We start from the raw sequence: 20,127 nt of genomic DNA, 5'->3' as shown, positions 1-20,127 counted from the left end.
ACGATGGCTGTGCAAAACCCCTTCTTCGGCAGGCGCGAACCCGACGCCCTGGCCCCCCGCTCACCCTCTGCGGCGCAGCCGCACCACCACAGCAATGGGGTGGCGCCATCCACCAGCGCGCCAACAGCGACTGCGCCGGTGGCCAGCAGCGCCCCCAAAAGCAGCACGGAGCCCGTGGGCAGCAAGCTCACGGTAGGCCCCAACATCAAGCTCAAGGGGGTGGAGATCACCGACTGCGACACCTTGGTGGTGGAGGGCACGGTCGAGGCCACCATGGATTCGCGCGTGATCCAGATCGCCGAGCAGGGCGCATTCCGTGGCGCCGCAGAGATCGATATTGCGGAGATCCGGGGCGAGTTCAGCGGCACGCTCACGGCACGCCACAAGCTCGTGATCCACGGCACCGGCAAGGTCAGCGGCAAGGTGCGCTATGGCAAGCTGGTGATCGAGGAGGGCGGCCAGCTCAGCGGCGAGGTGGAAATGGGCACGGGCGCCGCCTTGACCCGCGCCCGGCCCGAGCCTGCCAGCGCCCTGGCCGCATGACGGGTTTTTGCCAAGCATTTGCTTGCTGAAATCCTGAAACCCGGCTAAGGTGCCGGGCATGGATGCGCAGGGCACAGATTCTCCCGAGGCGCCCCGGCGCGCCCGGGGGCGTCCGCGCAAGCTGCCCGATGCGCGCGACGAAGGCAACCGCCGCCGCGAATTGCTGCGCGGCGCGGCCCGCCTGTTCCGCAGCCGGGGCTTCGCCGCCGTCAGCACGCGCGACATCGCGGCCGCAGCGGGCATGCAAAGCGGCTCGCCCTTCTACCATTTCGAGAGCAAGAGCGCGTTGCTGCACGCCGTCATGCACGAAGGCATGGAGCATGCCGTGCGCAGCCAGCAGGCGGCACTCGATGGCGTGCGCGCCGATGCGCTGCCGCAAGAGCGCCTGGCTGCCTTGGTGCGCCACCATTTTGAAATCCTGTTCGGCCCCGAGGGCGACTTCATTCCCGTGATGCTGTACGAATGGCGCTCGCTCACGCCGGAGCAGCGCCACTCCATCGCACGCCTCAAGACCGTGTACGAGGCCCCCTGGATGCCCGTGCTGCAGGCCTTGCACCAGCAGGGGCGGCTATGCACCGCGCCACCGCTGGCGCGCCTGTTCATTCTGGGCGCGCTCAACTGGGCGGTGCAGTGGTACCGGCCCGATGGCCCCCTGTCGCTCGATGCGCTGGCGCAGCAGGCGCTGGCCTTGTTTTTGGGGCCGCCCGCCGCAGAGCCCTTCCACCTTTCCGCCCAACCCTTGGAGACCCCGGCATGAGCCTTTCCTTCCAGACCACCACCGAGAACAAGGTCTTGCACCTGCGCTTTGGCCAGGCAGGTGTGCGCAACCTCATGGACGATGCCTGGTTCGACGCGCTGGAGGCCCACCTGGCCCGCGCTGCCGAAGACCCCGGCGTGCGCGTGGTGCTGCTCAGCGCCGAGGGCGATGCCTTTTGCTCGGGTGCCAACCTCAAGAGCGTGCAGCACGGCCTGCTGGCCGACGGCTACGAAAAGTCGGCGCTCTCGCGCCTGCTGCGCCGCCTGACGACGTTCGACAAGCCCATCGTGGCGGCGGTGCATGGCCTGGCCATTGGCGGCGGCAGCACGCTGCTGCTGCATTGCGATTTTGTGCATGCGGCCCAGGGCACGCGTTTTCAACTGCCCTTCGCACGCCTGGGGCTGGTGCCCGAGTTCGGCTCCAGCTACCTGTTGCCCATGAATGCCGGCATGCGCCTGGCCAGCCAGCTCGTGCTGTTGGGTGAGCCGTTTGACGCCGATACCGCGCTGCGCGCCGGTTTGCTCACCACCGTGGAACCCGCAGGCCAGGAACTGGCCCGTGCGCGCCAGACGGCAGAAGCCCTGGCGCAATTGGCACCGGGCCCCGTGGCCAGCGCCAAGCGCCTGTTGCGCCAGGGCCACCAGGCGGCGCTGCAGGCCGCGCTGGCTGCCGAGGGCGAAGCCCTGCAGCACAGCGTGCAGTCGCCCGAACTGGCCGAGGCGGTGATGGCCTTTATCGAGAAGCGCCCGCCGGATTTTTCGCGGTTTTAGGCTGTGCCCTGCGCCTGCGCCTGCGGCACCGGGCGAGGCCGCCCTTCGCTGTCAATGGCCACATAGGTCAGGCGCGCCTCGGTCACCTTCACGTAGTCGCCCTGCTGGGCAAAGCGCTCGGCAAACACCTCCACTTCCACGGTGATGGAGGTGCGGCCCACGCGCGTCACGCTGGCGTAGAGCGACAGGATGTCGCCCACGCGCACCGGGTGCCTGAAGATGAATTCATTGACCGCCACCGTGGCCATGCGGCCCTGTGCCAGCCGCGCGGGCAGAACAGAGCCTGCCAGGTCCACCTGTGCCATCACCCAGCCGCCAAAGATGTCGCCATTGCCGTTGGTGTCGGCGGGCATGGGGATGACCTTGAGCACCAGCTCCTTGTCGGTGGGTAAAGAGGCAGCGGGACGGTCGGAATGCTGGGACATGGGCACAATCTCGGGTGTTGTCTGATCTTTGGATTGTCTCCCATGCGCCGCCACGGCGAATCTGCTCCCCCCCCTTCGCCCCTCGAACCCGCCCGCCCGCGCTCCGACTGGGCCACACTGGGCCGCCTGCTGCCCTACCTGTGGCAATACAAGGGCCGGGTACTGGCCGCCATCGCCTTCATGGTCGGCGCCAAGCTGGCCAACGTTGGCGTGCCGCTGCTGCTCAAGCAACTGGTGGACGCCATGGATGTGTCGCCCGGCGCCGCCACGGCGCTGCTGGTGGTGCCCGTGGGCCTGCTGCTGGCCTACGGGATGCTGCGCCTGTCCACCTCGCTGTTCAATGAGCTGCGCGAACTGGTGTTTGCCAAGGCCACGCACGGCGCGGCGCGCAGCATTGCGCTGCAGACCTTTCAACACCTGCATGGGCTGAGCCTGCGTTTTCACCTGGAGCGCCAGACCGGCGGCATGACGCGCGACATCGAGCGCGGTGTGCGCGGCATCGAGTCGCTGGTGTCGTTTGCGCTGTTCAACATTCTGGCCACCCTGGTCGAGGTGCTGCTGGTGCTCACGGTGCTGGGCACACGCTTCGATGTGGGGTTTGCCGTCATTACGCTCACGGCGTTGCTGTGCTACATCGCCTACACCGTGCTGGTGACCGAGTGGCGCACCCAGTTCCGGCGCGAGGCCAACGAGTTTGATTCGGCCGCGCACACCAAGGCGGTCGATTCGCTGCTCAACTACGAGACGGTCAAGTACTTCAACAACGAGCAGTTCGAGGCGCGGCGCTACGACGAGAGCCTGGAGCGCCTGCGGCGTGCGCGCCTCAAGAGCCAGAGCACGCTGTCCCTGCTCAACACCGGGCAACAGCTCATCATCGCCATCGGGCTGGTGGCCATGCTCTGGCGCGCCACGCAGGGCGTGGCCGAGGGGCGGCTGACGCTGGGCGATCTGGTCATGGTCAATGCCTTCATGATCCAGATCTACATCCCGCTCAACTTCCTGGGCGTGATCTACCGCGAGATCAAGCAGAGCCTGACCGACCTGGACAAGATGTTCACCCTCATGGACCGGGAGCGCGAAGTGGCCGACGCTCCAGGCGCCACCGCGCTGACAGGGCTGGCGGCGCCCACGGTGCGGTTCGAGGACGTGCACTTTGCCTATGAGCCCAGCCGCCCCATCCTCAATGGGGTGAGCTTCGAGATTCCGGCAGGCAAGACGGTGGCCGTGGTCGGGCCCTCGGGCGCTGGCAAGTCCACCCTCTCGCGCCTGCTGTTCCGCTTCTATGACGTGCAGGCCGGGCGCATCTGCATTGCCGGGCAGGACATCCGCAGCGTGACGCAGGAAAGCCTGCGCCGCGCCATCGGCATCGTGCCGCAGGACACGGTGCTGTTCAACGACACCGTGGCCTACAACATCGCCTACGGTCGCCCGGACGCCTCGCAGGATGAGGTGGAGCAGGCCGCACGCGCGGCGCACATCCATGGTTTCATCGCCGCCACGCCCAAGGGCTACGCCACCATGGTGGGCGAGCGCGGGCTCAAGCTCTCGGGCGGCGAGAAGCAGCGCGTGGCCATTGCGCGCACGCTGCTGAAGAACCCGCCCATCCTGATCTTCGACGAGGCCACCAGCGCGCTGGATTCGGCCAACGAGCGCGCCATCCAGGCCGAGCTGCGCCAGGTGGCGCAGGGCAAGACCGCGCTGGTGATTGCGCACCGCCTCTCCACCGTGGTGGATGCGCACGAAATTCTGGTCATGGACGCGGGCCGCATCGTCGAGCGCGGCACGCACGCCGCGCTGTTGGCGGCGGGCGGGCGCTATGCACGCATGTGGGCGCTGCAGCAGTCCGGCGAGGCGCTGGAGGTTTGAGGTATTTTTGGCCTCTGGCGCCCGTAATATAAGCGCTAACAGCTATTAAAAATATAGCAAAAAGCCCCGCTATGCGGGGCTTGGGGTTGACGCGGTGCGAGCCGTTCAGGGCTTGCGGGCGGCAATCGCCTTCTCGGCGGCATTCACCAGGTCGGCGCCGATCTGCCCCTTCCACTTGGCGTACACCGGGCGCGTGGCCTTGACGAACTCCTCGCGCTCGGCAGGGGTCAGCTGGGTCACGGTCACGCCGTTGGCGGCGATGTCCTTGAGCAGCGGCTTGTCGGCCTCGACCACGCCCTTGCGGGCCAGGGCGATCTGTTCCTTGCCGGCATCGATGGCGGCTTGCTTCACGATCTCGCGGTCGGCGGGCGTCCAGCTGTTCCAGATGTCCTTGTTCACCACGAAGATCAGCGGATCGGCGATGTAGCCCCACAGCGTCAGGTACTTTTGCGACACAGTGTGCAGCTTGGCGGCGGTGAAGATGGACAGGGGGTTTTCCTGGCCGTCCACGGCGCCGCTGGCCATGGCGGGTTGGGCATCCGACCAGCTCATTTGCGTGGGGTTGGCGCCCAGCGCGGTGAAGGTGTCAAGGAACAGCGGCGAGCCCACCACGCGGATCTTCATGCCCTTGAGGTCGGCCGGGCTCTTGATCTCCTTCTTGGAGTTGGAGATCTCGCGGTAGCCGTTCTCGCCCCAGGCCAGGGGCACCACGCCGGCCTTGTCCAGCGTCTGGAACAGGCTCTTGCCCACCTCGCCCTGGGTCAGGGCGTCGATGGCGGCATAGTCGGGCATCAGGAAGGGCAGCGAGAACAGGTTGAGCTGCTTGACCTGGGGCGACCAGTTGATGGTCGAGCCCACGGCCATGTCGATCACGCCCTGGCGCAGTGCGGAGAACTCGCGCGTCTGGTCGCCCTGGATCAGCGACACGCCGGGGTAGAGCTTGATGTTGATGCGGCCCTGGGTGCGTTCGCGCACCTTGTTGGCCCACAGCTCGCCGCCCTTGCCCCAGGGAAAGGCCGGGCCGAGCACGAGCGACATCCGGTATTCGCTCTTGTAGGCGGTCTGCGCCAGGGCGGCGGGCGCGGTGAAGGCCAGGGCCGCGGCGGCGGCCACGGCGGTGGTGAGGAAGGTACGCAGTTTCATGCTTTCAGTCTCCTTGGGAAAAATTCAATAGCCCAGTTGGGCGGGCAGCCACAGCGCGAGCTGCGGGAAGGCGATCACGGCCACCATCACGAGGAACATGGCCAGCAGCATGGGGCCGACCCAGCGCACGGTGGACTCCATGCGCACGCCAGCGATGCGGCACGAGACCATGAGGTTCACGGCCAGCGGCGGCGTGAACTGGCCCAGCGCCACCTTGAGCGTGAGGATGACGCCGAACCACACCGGGTCCCACTGGTAGTGCTGCATGATGGGCAGCAAGAGCGGCACGAAGATCAGGAAGATGGAGATGCCGTCGAGGAACATGCCCACGGTGATGAGCAGCAGGATCAGCAGCGCCAGCACGCCGTATTCGCCCAGGCCCGAGTTCACGATGGCGTTGGCCACCGGGTCGATCACGCCCAGCGTGGAGAGCGAATACGCGAAGATGCCCGCGAGCGAGACCACGATGAGGATCACCGCCGAGAGTTCGCCCGCTTCGCGCAGGATGGGGAACAGGTCGCGCACCGAGATCGTGCGGTGGATCACCATGCCCACGAACAGGCCGTAGAAAACGGCGACCACGGCCGCTTCGGTGGGCGTGAACCAGCCCGCGCGCATGCCCCCGAGGATCAGTACTGGCGCGGCCAGGCCCCAGGAGGCTTCGCGCAGGCTCTTCCAGAAGGGCGGACGCGGCATGTCGGCCTCCAGGGCGCCCATGCGGTGCCTGCGCGCCATCCAGACGGCCGGCACGATCAATGCCACGCCCGCCAGCACACCGGGCACCATGCCGGCGGCAAACAGCGCGGGCACCGAGGCGCCGGGCACCAGCACCGAGTAGATGATGAAGGCGACTGAGGGCGGGATCAGGATGTCGGTGGCTGCCGCGGCGCCCACCACGCTGGCCGAGAAGCTGCCGGGGTAACCCGCGCGCGACATGGCGGCGATCATCACGCCGCCCACGGCGGCCGCGTTGGCCGGGCCCGAACCGGAGATGCCGCCCAGGAACATGGCCACGGCGATGGCCACCAGCGGCAGCATGCCGGGGCCGCGACCGACCATGGAGACGGCAAAGTTCACCAGGCGCAGCGCCACGCCCGAGCGGTCGAAGATCGAGCCCACGAGCACGAACATGGGAATGGCCAGCAACGGGTACTTGCCCAGGCCGGCGTAGAAGTTCTGCGGCACGGCCAGCAGGCCGAACCACTGCGTCTCGGCATTGGCCAGCGCGATGGCGGCCGCGCCCGCCAGGCCCAGGGCGGCACCGATGGGCACGCCCACGAACATCATGGCCAGGAAGGCCACGAACAGCAGGGTGGCGATCATGGCTGGCGCTCCTCTGGCCCGGCAGAGCCTGCGGTGTCCAGAAACTCCACGGGAGGCTTCTTGCCGCGCCGCCAGAACAGGCCGAGGGCGCGCCAGGTAATCAATGCCGAGAACACCGGAAGCCACGCCGAGTACCACCACTGGGGCACGCCGATGCCAGGGGAGGTTTCCTCGAAGCGGTAGTCGTCCCAGACCACGCGCACGCTCAGCACGGCGATGGCGCCGAACAGCAGCGCCACCATCAGCGCGCCAAAGCGCGCAAGGGCACGGCGGCGCGCGAACGAGCCGCCCTCGGCGAACCATTCGATGCGGATGTGCATGTCGCGCGCCACGGCGGCCGAACCGGCCACCAGGGCCAGCACGATCATCAGGAACACAGAGATTTCTTCCGTCCAGGCGAACGAGGAGCTGGTGAAGTAGCGCACCAGCACGTTGGCGAAGGTGATCAGGGCCAGCAGCGCCATCACGATCACGGTGAGCCAGTCTTCGATGCGCAGCGAGCGGGGCTCGTCGGGGTAGGGGGTGTCCGCTGCCGGCGCAGCGGGATCGGGCCCGGGGGAGGGTGTGGTGGACATGGTGTCGGAAAGTCAGGGAGAGCGCGGAAAAGCGGCGCTGCCGTGACCGACCATGTTTCGGTGGTGCAGGAAGCGCTGGGTGCGCGTGGTGAGCGCTGCAGATGCTGCGTGGCCATTATGCGGCGACTTGCAGCGCGATGCTCCGCATCCCGGAGCATGCGCGCTTGCACCTATGGCTGTGGCATAGCGCAGGCAGATAATCCACCCATGGAAACCAAATGGCTTGAGGATTTTGTGAGCTTGGCCGAGACGCGCAGTTTCAGCCGATCGGCGCAACTGCGGCATGTCACGCAACCGGCTTTCTCGCGCCGCATCCAGGCGCTGGAGGCCTGGGCGGGGACCGATCTGGTGGACCGCAGCTCCTACCCCACCCGGCTTACGGGGGCCGGCAAGACGCTGTACGACCAGTCGCTGGAAATCCTGCAGGCGCTGCAGAACACCCGCGCCATGCTGCGCGCACACAGCACGTCGAGCCAGGACATGATCGAGTTCGCCGTGCCGCACACGTTGGCGTTCACCTTCTTCCCGGCCTGGGTGTCGAGCCTGCGCACGAAGTTCGGGCCGTTCAAGAGCCGGCTCATTGCCCTGAACGTGCACGATGCGCTGATGCGCCTGGTCGAAGGCAGTTGCGATCTGCTCATCACCTACCACCATGATTCTCAGCCCTTCCAACTGGACGCCGATCGCTACGAGATGGTCAGCTTGGGTCAGGAGGTGCTGGCGCCCTACAGTCGCCCCGATGCGGACGGCAAGCCCGTGCATTGCTTGCCCGGAAAGCCGGGCCAGCCCTTGCCCTACCTGGGCTATGCGCCAGGGGCGTACCTGGGGCGTGTGACGGAATTGATCCTCAAGCAGTCGGGCACGCCCATCCATCTGGACCGGGTGTACGAGACCGACATGGCCGAAGGCCTCAAGGCCATGGCGCTGGAGGGGCAGGGCGTGGCCTTCTTGCCCTACAGCGCGGTCAAAAAGGAATTGAAGGCGCGCCGCCTGGTCAGCGCTGTACCGCCGGGTGCGACAGAACTGCAGATGGTGATGGATGTGCGCGCCTACCGAGAAAAACCCTCGGGCAAGGAAACCGCCAAGGGCACCGCCCAGGCTCTGTGGGAGTATTTGCAGGTGCAGGCGGGTGCGGGGCTTGTATAAATATTTTTCATAGTTGTGCGCGGATTCAGCATTGGCAATGCGTGAATGCGGGACTTACCATCCGCGCCTTGGGTTTTTTTCGGGGGCCGGAGCAGGTTGTGCTGCTCTGTGTCTGAGCGCATCCGCAGTGCCTTGGCGCTGCACCATTCACCAACCGACGGGGAGTCAGCATGACCACCATCAGGACCTTTGCCGCTTGTCTTGCGTTGCTGTGCAGCGCCGCTGCGGTGCCTGCGCAAACGGTGCTGGAGCGTGTCGCTGGAGGCGGCAAGCTGGTGGTGGCGCACCGGGAATCGTCGGTGCCGTTTTCTTACATGGTGGATGGCAAACCGGTCGGTTACGCCGTGGACCTGTGCCTGCGCATTGCCGACGCGGTGCGCAAGAAAACAGGCATGAAGGACATGCCGGTGGAGTTCCTCATGGTCACGCCGGCCAACCGCATCACCATGGTGGAAGAGGGCAAGGCCGACCTGGAATGCGGCTCCACCACCAACAATGCCGAGCGGCGCCAGAAGGTCGGTTTCACCATTCCCCACTTCATCACCGGGGCGCGCCTCCTGGTGAAGGCGTCCAGCCCGGTGGACCGCATTGAAGACCTGACGGGCAGAAAACTGGTGTCCACCAAGGGCACCACGCCGCTCAAGGCGGTAGAGCAGGCCAACCGCGAGCGCCTGATGGGCCTGACCATCGTGGAGGCGCCGGACCACGCCAGAGCGCTTGAAATGGTGGAAAAAGGCGAGGCCGATGCGTTTCTGATGGACGATGTGCTGCTGTTCGGTTTGGCCGCCAACCGGCCTGATCCCAAGGCGCTGAAGGTGGTGGGGCGCTTCCTGACCACCGAGCCCCTGGCCATCATGCTGCCCAAGAACGATGTCGCGTTCAAGAAGGTGGTGGACGAGGAGATGCGTCGCCTGATCACCAGCCGTGACATCTATGACATCTACGACAAGTGGTTTCTGCGCCCCATCCCGCCCAAGGGCACGGCTCTGAACATGCCCGTCAGCTACCTGCTGCGCGACTTCTGGAAGTACCCGACCGACCATGTTCCTTTCTGAATCCGGGCGCCGCGCTTAGCGCGTTGCCGGTTACGATGGTGTGGCGTTTGCGCAGGCTTGGCGGGCCTGGGCAGATAATCGCACCGACCCATCCGTTTTTTTCGTTGACCCACAAGGAGACAATCATGAAGAAACCCCTGCTTGCTGCTGCCATCACCCTGCTGGCCGCTGGCACTGCCATGGCGCAAGCCAACGACACACTGGCCAAGATCAAGGGCGCTGGCAGCATCACCCTGGGCGTGCGCGAGTCCTCGGGCCTGTCCTACACCCTGGGTGGCGGCAAGTACGTCGGCTTCCACACCGAAATGGCCGAAGTCATCATTGCCGACCTGCAAAAGCAGCTCGGCCTGGCCAAGCTGGAGATCAAGTACCAGCCCGTGACCTCGCAGAACCGTATTCCGCTGGTGACCAACGGTACGGTGGACCTGGAGTGTGGCTCCACCACCAACAACGCGGCGCGCCAGAAGGACGTGGCCTTTGCCGTCACCACCTACGTGGAAGAAGTGCGCATGGCCGTCAAGGCCAATTCGGGCATCACTTCGGTCAAGGACCTGAACGGCAAGACCGTGGCCACCACCACGGGCACCACCTCGGTGCAGACCCTGCGCAAGCACGAGCGTGCCGGTGGCGTGGACTTCAAGGAAGTCTATGGCAAGGACCATGCAGACAGCTTCCTGATGCTGGAAACCGGTCGTGCCGACGCCTTCGTGATGGACGGCTCCATCCTGGCGGCCAACATCTCCAAGGCCAAGACCCCCGCCGACTTCAAGATTGTGGGTGAAGTGCTGAACGTCGAGCCCATCGCCTGCATGCTGCGCAAGGACGACCCCGCTTTCAAGAAGGCCGTGGACGACTCCATCAAGCGCCAGATCAAGGACGGTTCGCTCGCCAAGCTGTATGACAAGTGGTTCATGCAGCCCGTGCCTCCCACCAACCTGGCCATTGGCCTGCCCCTGTCCGCAGCCACCAAGGACGCCTGGGCCAACCCCAACGACAAGCCCATGGAAGACTACGCCAAGAAGTAATCCCGGGTAGGAGCCGCCCCTTCGGACCACCGGTTTGAAGGGGCTTTTTTGTTGGGCGCATGCGGGCCGAGATGCCTGCAGCGTCATATTGAATAAGGAATCATCCTATGAGCTGGGATTGGCAGGTGTTCTGCGAGGACACGCTGACAAGGGAGGCGATTCAAGGCTGCTTTGGCAAGGGCGGCGACATCACCTACCTGGACTGGATGCTGTCAGCATGGGGTTGGACGGTGTCGGTATCGGTGCTGGCCTTGGCTTTGGCCTTGGTGGTGGGTTCGCTGGTGGGCACTTTGCGTACCCTGCAGGACAGACCCATGGTCGTTCGCCTGGGGAACGCGTGGGTGGAGCTGTTTCGCAACATCCCGCTGCTGGTGCAGATTTTCCTGTGGTACCACGTGGTGCCCACGCTGTTCCCAGTGATGCGGGGTGTGTCCGGTTTTGTTCTCGTGGTGCTGGCGCTGGGTTTCTTCACCTCGGCGCGTATCGCCGAGCAGGTGCGTTCGGGCATTCAGGCATTGCCGCGTGGCCAGCGCTATGCGGGCATGGCCATGGGTTTCACCACCTTTCAGACCTACCGCTATGTGCTCTTGCCCATGGCGTTTCGCATCATCATTCCGCCGCTGACCAGCGAGACGATGAACATCTTCAAGAACTCTTCGGTGGCCTTCGCCGTGTCGGTGGCGGAACTCACCATGTTCGCCATGCAGGCGCAGGAAGAGACCTCGCGCGGCATCGAGGTGTACCTGGCCGTCACGGGTCTGTACATCGTTTCGGCCTTTGCCATCAACCGCGTCATGGCCTTTGTCGAGAAGCGCTCGCGCGTGCCCGGCCTGATCGTGGCTGGCGGATCGGGAGGCCACTGACATGAACCTCGCTCTGGACTTTTCCTTCTACAACTGGGACCTGATCAGCAACTTCGTGCTCAAGGGCCTGTACTTCAGCGTGATGCTCACCGTGGTGGCGACCATCGGCGGCATTCTGTTCGGTACGGTGCTGGCACTCATGCGTCTGTCCGGCAAGAAATGGCTGGTCGTTCCGGCCACCATCTACGTCAACGGCATGCGCAGCATTCCGCTGGTGATGGTGATCCTGTGGTTCTTCCTGCTCGTGCCCGCCATCATCGGCAGGCCCATCGGGGCCGAGGTCTCGGCCGTGGTGACTTTCATTGCCTTCGAGGCGGCCTACTTCAGCGAGATCATGCGTGCGGGCATCCAGTCCATCTCGCGTGGTCAGGTGTTCGCGGGCCAGGCACTGGGCATGACCTATGGCCAGAACATGAAGCTCGTGATCCTGCCGCAGGCTTTCCGCAACATGCTGCCGGTGCTGCTCACGCAGACCATCATCCTGTTCCAGGACACCTCGCTGGTCTATGCCATCGGCGCCTACGACATGCTCAAGGGCTTCGAGGTGGCAGGCAAGAACTTCGGGCGCCCCATCGAAGCCTATCTGGCGGCGGCGGTGCTCTACTTCATCATTTGCTACGCCCTGTCCTGGACGGTCAAGCGACTGCACCAAAAGATCGCCATCATCCGCTGATGGCCACCGCGTGAGGAATTTCAACAATGATCGAACTCAAGAACGTTTCCAAGTGGTACGGCTCCTTCCAGGTGCTCAACGACTGTTCCACCCGCATCAGCAAGGGCGAGGTGGTGGTGGTGTGCGGCCCGTCGGGCTCGGGCAAGTCCACGCTCATCAAGACCATCAACGCGCTCGAACCCATCCAGAAGGGCGAGATCTGGGTGGACGGCACGGCCATCCATGACCCCAAGACCGACCTGCCCAAGCTGCGCTCGCGCGTGGGCATGGTGTTCCAGCACTTCGAGCTGTTTCCCCACCTGTCGGTGACGGACAACCTCACCATCGCGCAGATCAAGGTGCTGGGCCGCAGTGCCGACGACGCCAAGAAGCGTGGCCTCAAGATGCTGGAGCGCGTGGGCCTGATCGCCCACAAGGACAAGTTCCCTGGCCAGCTCTCGGGTGGTCAGCAGCAGCGCGTGGCGATTGCCCGTGCACTGAGCATGGACCCCATCGTCATGCTGTTCGACGAACCCACCTCCGCGCTCGACCCCGAGATGGTGGGCGAAGTGCTGGACGTGATGGTGGGTCTGGCCAACGAGGGCATGACCATGATGTGCGTGACGCACGAAATGGGCTTTGCCAAGCGCGTGAGCAACCGGGTGATCTTCATGGACGTGGGCGGGAAGATTCTGGAGGACTGCTCCAAGGAGGAGTTCTTCGGCAACCCCGATGCGCGCCAGCCGCGCACCAAGGATTTTCTCAACAAGATCCTGCAGCACTGAGCACCTGGCACCATGCTCCGGCGGCACCTTCGGGTGCCGCTGTGTTTTGGGCCAGTAAGATGTGCAGGGCCGGAATCTCCCGGCATAGGCCTCCGGGCCAGAACGAGAACTTGAATATGTCGCAACCCGTGGTCATCACCGCCGAACTCACGCCCGAAAATGCCCAGGCGCTGGCGCAGTTCGTCAAGCGCATCAGCCATGATGCCATCCGGGCATGCTCCCGCGACGATGCGGAAACCTTCCTCGTGCGCGACGCGCTCGATTCACTGCGCGAAGCCCTGGATCTGGCCGGGTTCGACCCCGAATAGGCCCGACCCGAGCGACGCATGGCGGCCCCGCCAGATGCCGTGGCGGGGGCAGTGATGGGACAATGGCAGACATGACCGCTGCCCCAAACACTCTCACGATCACCCGCCCCGACGACTGGCACCTGCATGTGCGCGACGGTGCGCCGCTGCACACCGTGGTGCCGCACACCGCCGCTCAGTTCGGCCGCGCCATCATCATGCCCAACCTGCGCCCGCCCGTGACCACGGCGCAGCAGGCGCTGGAGTACAAGCAGCGCATCCTGGCGGCCGTGCCGCAGGGCGTGGCGTTCGAGCCGTTGATGACGCTCTACCTCACCGACAACCTGCCGCCCGAGGAGATCGCGCGCGCCAAGGACGCGGGCGTCGTCGCCGCCAAACTGTATCCCGCAGGCGCCACCACCAACAGCGATGCGGGCGTGACCGACCTGCGCAAGACCTACAAGACGCTCGAAGCCATGCAGAAGGCCGGCCTGCTGTTGCTGGTGCACGGCGAAGTGACCAGCCCCGACATCGACCTGTTCGACCGCGAGGCCGTGTTCATCGAGCAACAACTCATCCCGCTGCGCCGCGACTTCCCCGAGCTGAAGATCGTTTTCGAGCACATCACCACCAAGGAAGCCGCGCAGTACGTGCAGGAGGCAGACCGCTTCACCGCGGCCACGCTCACCGCGCACCACCTGCTCTACAACCGCAACGCCATCTTCACCGGCGGTATCCGCCCGCACTACTACTGCCTGCCGGTGCTCAAGCGCGAAACGCACCGCCAGGCGCTGGTGCAGGCCGCTACCAGCGGCAGCCCCAAGTTCTTCCTGGGCACCGACAGCGCGCCGCACCCTGCGCACCTCAAGGAGCACGCCAGCGGCTGCGCGGGTTGCTACACGGCCCATGCGGCCATGGAGATGTACGCCGAGGCCTTCGATAACGCCGGGGCGCTCGACAAGCTGGAGGGTTTCGCCAGCTTCCACGGCCCGGACTTCTACGGCCTGCCGCGCAACAGCGGCACCATCACCCTGCGCCGCGAAAGCTGGATGCCCCCCGAGCATTTCGCCTTCGGCGAGGCCGAACTCAAGCCGCTGCGTGCCGGAGAGGCGCTGCCCTGGAAATGTGTTCAGGTTTAAAAGAAATCACGCTGTAGCGCCCTGTTTATAAGCGATGGTAGCTATAAAATTTATAGCAAACTGAAATCCTCAGGCCTGCCTGGGCGAACCTTTCCTTTTATGATGGGTCTCTAGTAAACCGCGCTCCGGGCTTTGTCCGGCGCGGCTTGAAGGATTGCCGGGCCACCCCCATGTGATCCATCCAGTTCCGACAACCGACCACTTTTTTGTGGAGCACCATGAAACGCATCATCCTGTTCCTGCTGACCAACATCGCCGTGGTGGCCGTGCTTGGCATCGTGGCCAGCCTGCTCGGCGTGAACCGCTATCTCACCGCCAACGGGCTGAACCTTGGCGCGCTGCTGGGTTTCGCCTTCATCATGGGTTTTGGCGGCGCCATCATCTCGCTGCTCATGAGCAAGCCCATGGCCAAGTGGAGCGCCGGGGTGCAGATCATTGACGGCACGCGCTCTGCCGATGAGGCCTGGATCGTCGAGACCGTGCGCAAGTTTGCCGACAAGGCAGGCATCGGCATGCCCGAGGTCGGCATCTTCGAGGGCGACCCCAACGCCTTTGCCACCGGTGCGTTCAAGAACTCGGCCCTGGTGGCGGTGTCCACCGGCCTGCTGCAGAACATGACGCACGAGGAGGTCGAGGCCGTCATCGGCCACGAGGTAGCGCACATCGCCAACGGCGACATGGTCACCATGACGCTGATCCAGGGTGTGATGAACACCTTCGTGGTGTTCCTCTCGCGCGTGATTGGCTATGCCGTGGACAGCTTTCTGCGCAAGAACGACGAGAACAGCTCCGGCCCCGGCATCGGCTACATGGTCACGACCATCGTGCTGGACATCGTGCTTGGTTTCCTGGCAGCCATCATCGTGGCCTGGTTCTCGCGCCAGCGCGAATTCCGTGCCGACGCCGGTGCCGCCCAGCTCATGGGCCGCCGCCAACCCATGATCAATGCCCTGGCCCGCCTGGGTGGCGTGCACACGCAGGAGCTGCCCAAGAGCATGGCTGCCATGGGTATTGCCGGGGGCATTGGCAAACTGTTCAGCACCCACCCGCCCATCGAAGAGCGCATTGCGGCCTTGCAGAACATGCAGAACCAGGGTTGATGGCGGCCCGGCCGCTCCGATACCCCAACAAGCGCCAGGTGGCTTCGGCCCCTGGCGCTTTTGCTTGGCGCTTCGCACCTCCTGCAGCGAATGCTACTGGCGCGGCCCAGGCCAGCGGCCACCGCGCAAGGGCCGCCAGTGCTCCGAGTCCAGGCGCTGGTGGCGTCCCCCTTCCCGGCGAAGCCGAGAGAAGGGGGAAGCGGCGCAGCCGCTCAGGGGGTTGTCAGAATGCTGCGCGCCACGGCCTCGCCCACCTTGATGCCATCCACACCGGCTGAGAGGATGCCCCCCGCGTAGCTCGCGCCTTCGCCCGCCGGGTACAGGCCGGCGGTGTTGAGGCTCTGGAAGTCCTCGCCCCGACCGATCTTGAGCGGTGACGAGGTGCGCGTCTCCACGCCGGTGAGCACGGCGTCGTGCATGTCGAAGCCCTTGATCTTGCGGCCGAAGGCCGGCAGGGCCTCGCGCAGCGCCTCGGTGGCGTAGTCGGGCAGGGCCGCACGCAGGTCGCAGGGCGTCACGCCGGGCTTGTATGAGGGCTCCACGCTGCCCAGTGCCTGGGAGGGGCGGCCCGCCAGAAAATCGCCCACGAGCTGGCCCGGCGCGTTGTAGTTGCCGCCGCCCAGCACATAGGCGTTGGCTTCGAGCTGGCGCTGCAGCACGATGCCCGCCAGCGGGTGGTACTGGCCATCCTGGAGTGCCTCCACGCCGTGCGTGGCGCCGAGCTGGGCCTCGAACGCGGCGGGGTCGGTGGGGTAGTCCTGCGGATCGATGCCCACCACCATGCCCGCGTTGGCGTTGCGCTCGTTGCGCGAATACTGGCTCATGCCGTTGGTCACCACGCGGCCGGGCTCGCTGGTGGCGGCCACCACGGTGCCGCCGGGGCACATGCAGAAGCTGTAGGCCGTGCGGCCATTGCTGGCGTGGTGCACCAGCTTGTAGTCGGCCGCGCCCAGCAGCGGGTGGCCGGCGTGGCGGCCCCAGCGCGCGCGGTCGATCACGCCCTGCGGGTGCTCGATGCGAAAGCCCACCGAGAACGGCTTGGCCTGCATGTGCACGCCGCGCTCGTGCAGCATGGCAAAGGTGTCGCGCGCGCTGTGGCCCAGCGCCATCACCACATGGCGCGCCTCCAGCTCGTGGGTCTGGCCCGTGGCCTGGTCCAGCACGCGCAGGCCGCGCAGCTGGCGTTGACCGGTGCTGCCCTGCTCGATCAGCACATCGGTCACGCGTTGCTGGAAGCGCACCTCGCCACCCAACTCGATGATCTGCTCGCGCAGCGTCTCGACCACCTTCACGAGCTTGAAGGTGCCGATGTGCGGGTGCGCCACGTACAGGATCTCGGGCGGTGCACCGGCCTGCACGAACTCCTCCATCACCTTGCGGCCCAGGTGGCGCGGATCCTTGATCTGGCTGTAGAGCTTGCCGTCGGAGAAAGTGCCCGCGCCGCCCTCGCCGAACTGCACATTGCTCTCGGGGTTCAGCTCGCGCTTGCGCCACAGGCCCCAGGTGTCCTTGGTGCGCTCGCGCACCGTCTTGCCGCGCTCCAGCACGATGGGCCGCAGGCCCATCTGCGCCAGCACCAGCGCCGCGAAGATGCCGCAGGGCCCGAAACCCACCACCACCGGGCGCTCGCGCAGCCCGGCCGGAGCCTGGCCCACCGGGCGCCAGGCCATGTCGGGGGTGGGCTGGATGTGGGGATTGCCCGCATGCCGTGCCAGCAGCGCGGCATCCTGGGCAGGCTCGGTGAGGGTGATATCGACGATATAGACCGCCAGCAGGTCGGCCTTGCGCGCGTCGAAGCTGCGCTTGAAGACGTGGACGTGGGCGATGCCGGCGGGCGCGATGCCCAGCGCCTGAGCGGCAGCGGCGCGCAGCGCAGCCTCGGGGTGGGTTTCGGGATCGGTGGGCAGCGCGCCCAGCGGCAGCCGGATTTCAGAGAGACGGATCATGGTCTTGCGGGCCCGTGGTGATCGGGCAAAGGGCAATGCAGAGACGCGAATTTTACCGACCGGAGGAATTTTGGGAGCGCGGACGCCCGCGCTCCGGGCCTGTTCAGGTCGGCAGGAAGCCTTCCACCGACAGGTAGCGCTCACCCGTGTCGTAGTTGAAACCCAGCACCCGGGCACCTGCCGGCAGCTCGGGCAGTTTGGCGGCGATGGCGGCCAGCGTGGCGCCGCTGGAGATGCCCACCAGCATGCCTTCTTCGCGTGCGCTGCGGCGGGCGAATTCGCGTGCCGCTTCGGCATCGACCTGGATCACGCCATCAAGCAGGCCGGTGTCCAGGTTCTTGGGGATGAAGCCCGCGCCAATGCCCTGGATGGGGTGGGGCGCGGGCTGGCCGCCCGAGATCACGGGCGAGAGCGTGGGCTCGACGGCGAACACCTTGAGCTGCGGGAACCGGGCCTTCAGCACGCGCGCCGTGCCCGTGAGGTGGCCGCCCGTGCCCACGCCGGTGATGAGCGCGTCCAGCCCGTCGGGGAAGTCCGCCAGGATCTCCTGCGCCGTGGTGCGCACGTGCACGTCCACGTTGGCCGGGTTCTCGAACTGCTGCGGAATCCAGGCGCCGGGTGTTTGGGCCTTGAGTTCCTCGGCCCGGGCGATGGCGCCCTTCATGCCCTTCTCGCGCGGCGTGAGGTCGAAGCTGGCGCCGTAGGCCAGCATCAGGCGGCGGCGCTCGATGCTCATGCTGTCGGGCATCACGAGGATGAGCTTGTAGCCCTTGACGGCCGCCACCATGGCCAGGCCCACGCCAGTGTTGCCGCTGGTGGGCTCGATGATGGTGCCGCCGGGCTGCAGCGCGCCCGATTTCTCGGCGTCTTCAATCATGGCCAGCGCGATGCGGTCCTTGATCGAGCCACCGGGGTTGCCGCGCTCGGACTTGACCCACACATTGGCCCCCGCCCCAAACAGGCGGTTGATGCGGATGTGCGGCGTGTTGCCAATGGTTTGCAGAACGTTTTCAACTTTCATGGCGTCTCCTGTGAAATGCGACAAGGGGTGTGGCCTGCATTTTGAACCAGGTGTTCTACCGCCATGGCGATATGGATATGCCTGTGCGTCAGGAGTGCAGGCCGATGCCAGGGCGTGGCAAGGCTACGCTGGGGCAATCTCTACCCGCATCGCCCGTTCCACCGGGATGATCCGCACCTGCAGGGGCAAACCCAGTGCAATGGTCTGCGCATTGGTGGCTGTGTGCAGCGTGACCTCGGTGCAGGTGTAGCTGGCGGCCCGGCCACTGCGCCACACGGCCAGCGCAAGGGGCAGCATCCATTGGTCGGCCAGGTGCGGGCCCAACGCGCCGTGGCTGCGTTGGTAGGTACGGATTTCATTCGCCAGGCGCTTGGCCACTTGCTCGGCCGACAGGCTGCGTTCGCCCAGCTGGCAAAGACTTCGGTGACATGGGCATGCTCCAGCGTTGCCAGCAGCGCGTTGCCTGGACCTTCGTTCTGGCGCGTGGGTGGCTGGCGCAGCTGGCCTGCCTCAAACGTCCAGCCCATGCGCTGGCCCAGCGTCTCCAGTTCACGCGGCGCGATACTGCGTGCCAGGCCGGGCGCCAGCGCTTCGCCCCAGGCGTTGAGCAGCGGTCCGCGCTCCTGCACATCCACCGGAGCCAGCGCCTGCGGGTCGGGCGCGATGTGCGCCACCAGCTCGCCACCGCCCGCAGGAAAGAAGCCACGGCGTTTGAGATCCAGCTCCAGCCCCACGCCCAGCCGCCGCACCAACGGGGCAAAGGCGCGCTCCAGAAAATCAAACGGCGGCGCCATCGGGTTGTGCGTGCCGCCCATCAATTCGACCTTGCTGGGGGCTTCGGCCAGCATCAGCGCGGGCAACACGGTTTGCAGCACCAGCAGGCAACTGCCTGCGGTGGCGATCTGAAAACGGTAGTCGCCCGATCGCACTTCGCCGGGCGTGAACAGCAGTGTTTGCGAATTCAGCTCCGCCCCCTCAGCCCGCCCACCGCACACGGCCACGGCCGCCTGCACGCAGGCCAGGTGCTGGCGCATGAGGCCCGGCTTGGGCCGCCCGGCGCGAATGCGCGTGATGTGCAGCGGCCGACCGGTGACCATGGACAGGGCGAGGCCCGTGCGCAGAATCTGGCCGCCGCCTTCGCCGGTGGAGCCGTCGAGGTTTAGTGAGTGCACCTTCATTCAATATTTTTTGTTCTCATCAAGGTTGGTTTGACACCGATCACGTTAGGTCGGTACATCCTTGCGAGCCTCATGCGTAGCAAGTAAGTAGATGGCTAACGCGCCTGAGAGATTGACTGCCAGTTCTGCATGCCTCGCAGCAGGTCGAACGCCTACCTTCCCCTTTCCATGGGCATCGCCCAAGCGATTTCGAAGCGCTGCTAGGCCCTCAACGACTGCCGTGCAACCTCCCAATATTTGTTTGAAAACTTGTTCGGTGTGTTGGGACGGAGCTATTCGCAACTCCTCTGCTGTGAGTCGATACAGCTTGTTCATGTCGGGGTTGTCGTCATGTGCAACGTTGCAGTCATCAAGAATTTGCTTGCACACCGACTCAAGAAGTGTCCGAGCTACAGTAATTGCACCCTCTGGATCTGCTGCCCTCCGATCAAGGGCTTTTGACCATACGGCTTGGGCATACGCCGAGTTCATTTTTTTCACGGCCCCAGAGACCAATGAATCAGCGGGATGGTGAACCGCCCCGGGTAT

The 20,127-nt window shown here is 65.5% G+C and carries 19 protein-coding genes and 1 pseudogene; 13 read left to right on the top strand and 7 right to left on the bottom strand.

Annotated elements, in window-relative coordinates; translation table 11 throughout:
• The first annotated feature begins 3 nt into the window (after positions 1-3).
• The 3 genes from GWK50_RS16415 to GWK50_RS16405 are packed head-to-tail and all read left to right on the top strand — an operon-like array spanning position 4 to position 2,070.
• Positions 4-543 (top strand): polymer-forming cytoskeletal protein, encoded by a 540-nt coding sequence (locus GWK50_RS16415; RefSeq protein ID WP_162017424.1) that lies wholly within the window; start codon positions 4-6, stop codon positions 541-543.
• A gap of 58 nt (positions 544-601) precedes the next feature.
• Positions 602-1,300, top strand: a complete 699-nt coding sequence (locus GWK50_RS16410; protein ID WP_162017423.1) for a TetR/AcrR family transcriptional regulator — start codon at positions 602-604, stop codon at positions 1,298-1,300.
• Complete coding sequence (locus GWK50_RS16405) at positions 1,297-2,070, top strand: enoyl-CoA hydratase-related protein (RefSeq protein WP_162017422.1); 774 nt, start codon at positions 1,297-1,299, stop codon at positions 2,068-2,070. Before GWK50_RS16410 ends, GWK50_RS16405 begins: the two co-directional genes overlap by 4 nt.
• On the opposite strand, the gene GWK50_RS16400 is transcribed toward GWK50_RS16405, so the two are convergent.
• Positions 2,067-2,495 (bottom strand): acyl-CoA thioesterase, encoded by a 429-nt coding sequence (locus GWK50_RS16400; RefSeq protein ID WP_162017421.1) that lies wholly within the window; start codon positions 2,493-2,495, stop codon positions 2,067-2,069. The genes GWK50_RS16405 and GWK50_RS16400 overlap by 4 nt on opposite strands.
• A 42-nt stretch (positions 2,496-2,537) precedes the next feature.
• Between GWK50_RS16400 and GWK50_RS16395 the strand changes: the two genes are divergently transcribed.
• On the top strand, positions 2,538-4,361 hold the full coding sequence (locus GWK50_RS16395) for an ABC transporter ATP-binding protein/permease (RefSeq protein ID WP_162017420.1): 1,824 nt from the start codon (positions 2,538-2,540) through the stop codon (positions 4,359-4,361).
• A 105-nt stretch (positions 4,362-4,466) separates the two neighbouring features.
• Here the strand turns inward: GWK50_RS16395 and GWK50_RS16390 are convergent, their stop codons facing one another.
• From GWK50_RS16390 to GWK50_RS16380, 3 genes are read right to left on the bottom strand one after another with little or no spacing between them, the layout of a single operon-like run.
• Complete coding sequence (locus tag GWK50_RS16390; RefSeq protein WP_162017419.1) at positions 4,467-5,504, bottom strand: DctP family TRAP transporter solute-binding subunit; 1,038 nt, start codon at positions 5,502-5,504, stop codon at positions 4,467-4,469.
• A gap of 24 nt (positions 5,505-5,528) precedes the next feature.
• Positions 5,529-6,827, bottom strand: a complete 1,299-nt coding sequence (locus tag GWK50_RS16385; RefSeq protein ID WP_162017418.1) for a TRAP transporter large permease — start codon at positions 6,825-6,827, stop codon at positions 5,529-5,531.
• On the bottom strand, positions 6,824-7,402 hold the full coding sequence (locus GWK50_RS16380) for a TRAP transporter small permease (RefSeq protein ID WP_162017417.1): 579 nt from the start codon (positions 7,400-7,402) through the stop codon (positions 6,824-6,826). The genes GWK50_RS16385 and GWK50_RS16380 overlap by 4 nt, the downstream gene beginning before the upstream one ends.
• A gap of 207 nt (positions 7,403-7,609) precedes the next feature.
• Here GWK50_RS16380 and GWK50_RS16375 point away from each other — a divergent pair, with 207 nt between their 5' ends.
• The 9 genes from GWK50_RS16375 to htpX all read left to right on the top strand — a co-directional run bounded on the left by GWK50_RS16375 (position 7,610) and on the right by htpX (position 15,454).
• Positions 7,610-8,548 (top strand): LysR family transcriptional regulator, encoded by a 939-nt coding sequence (locus GWK50_RS16375; RefSeq protein WP_162017416.1) that lies wholly within the window; start codon positions 7,610-7,612, stop codon positions 8,546-8,548.
• A gap of 170 nt (positions 8,549-8,718) precedes the next feature.
• Complete coding sequence (locus tag GWK50_RS16370) at positions 8,719-9,603, top strand: amino acid ABC transporter substrate-binding protein (RefSeq protein ID WP_162017415.1); 885 nt, start codon at positions 8,719-8,721, stop codon at positions 9,601-9,603.
• A 125-nt stretch (positions 9,604-9,728) separates the two neighbouring features.
• On the top strand, positions 9,729-10,628 hold the full coding sequence (locus GWK50_RS16365) for an amino acid ABC transporter substrate-binding protein (RefSeq protein WP_162017414.1): 900 nt from the start codon (positions 9,729-9,731) through the stop codon (positions 10,626-10,628).
• Between the two features lie 107 nt (positions 10,629-10,735).
• Complete coding sequence (locus GWK50_RS16360; RefSeq protein WP_162017413.1) at positions 10,736-11,491, top strand: amino acid ABC transporter permease; 756 nt, start codon at positions 10,736-10,738, stop codon at positions 11,489-11,491.
• 1 nt (position 11,492) lies between these two features.
• Positions 11,493-12,164 (top strand): amino acid ABC transporter permease, encoded by a 672-nt coding sequence (locus GWK50_RS16355; RefSeq protein WP_162017412.1) that lies wholly within the window; start codon positions 11,493-11,495, stop codon positions 12,162-12,164.
• Positions 12,165-12,190: 26 nt separating this feature from the next.
• On the top strand, positions 12,191-12,928 hold the full coding sequence (locus GWK50_RS16350) for an amino acid ABC transporter ATP-binding protein (RefSeq protein ID WP_162017411.1): 738 nt from the start codon (positions 12,191-12,193) through the stop codon (positions 12,926-12,928).
• Positions 12,929-13,044: 116 nt separating this feature from the next.
• The gene (locus GWK50_RS16345) at positions 13,045-13,236 is read left to right on the top strand and encodes a hypothetical protein (RefSeq protein WP_162017410.1); all 192 of its coding nucleotides are present in this window, start codon (positions 13,045-13,047) and stop codon (positions 13,234-13,236) included.
• Positions 13,237-13,307: 71 nt separating this feature from the next.
• Positions 13,308-14,354, top strand: coding sequence for a dihydroorotase (pyrC, locus tag GWK50_RS16340; RefSeq protein ID WP_162017409.1), 1,047 nt, complete (start codon positions 13,308-13,310; stop codon positions 14,352-14,354).
• Positions 14,355-14,572: 218 nt separating this feature from the next.
• Positions 14,573-15,454 (top strand): protease HtpX, encoded by an 882-nt coding sequence (gene htpX / locus GWK50_RS16335; protein ID WP_162017408.1) that lies wholly within the window; start codon positions 14,573-14,575, stop codon positions 15,452-15,454.
• 212 nt (positions 15,455-15,666) lie between these two features.
• Here htpX and GWK50_RS16330 read toward each other — a convergent pair whose 3' ends face one another.
• The 3 genes and pseudogenes from GWK50_RS16330 to rtcA form a co-directional block, all read right to left on the bottom strand.
• Entirely contained in the window at positions 15,667-17,400 is a 1,734-nt protein-coding gene (locus GWK50_RS16330; RefSeq protein WP_162017407.1) for an NAD(P)/FAD-dependent oxidoreductase, read from the bottom strand.
• A 103-nt stretch (positions 17,401-17,503) separates the two neighbouring features.
• Positions 17,504-18,421, bottom strand: coding sequence for a cysteine synthase A (gene cysK, locus GWK50_RS16325; protein ID WP_162017406.1), 918 nt, complete (start codon positions 18,419-18,421; stop codon positions 17,504-17,506).
• A gap of 123 nt (positions 18,422-18,544) precedes the next feature.
• A pseudogene (gene rtcA, locus GWK50_RS16320) lies at positions 18,545-19,599 on the bottom strand (RNA 3'-terminal phosphate cyclase).
• Positions 19,600-20,127 lie beyond the last annotated feature (528 nt).

The organism is Acidovorax sp. 210-6, from assembly GCF_010020825.1.
Classification (GTDB): domain Bacteria; phylum Pseudomonadota; class Gammaproteobacteria; order Burkholderiales; family Burkholderiaceae_C; genus Simplicispira; species Simplicispira sedimenti.
This window is presented reverse-complemented; position numbering and strand designations above follow the sequence as displayed.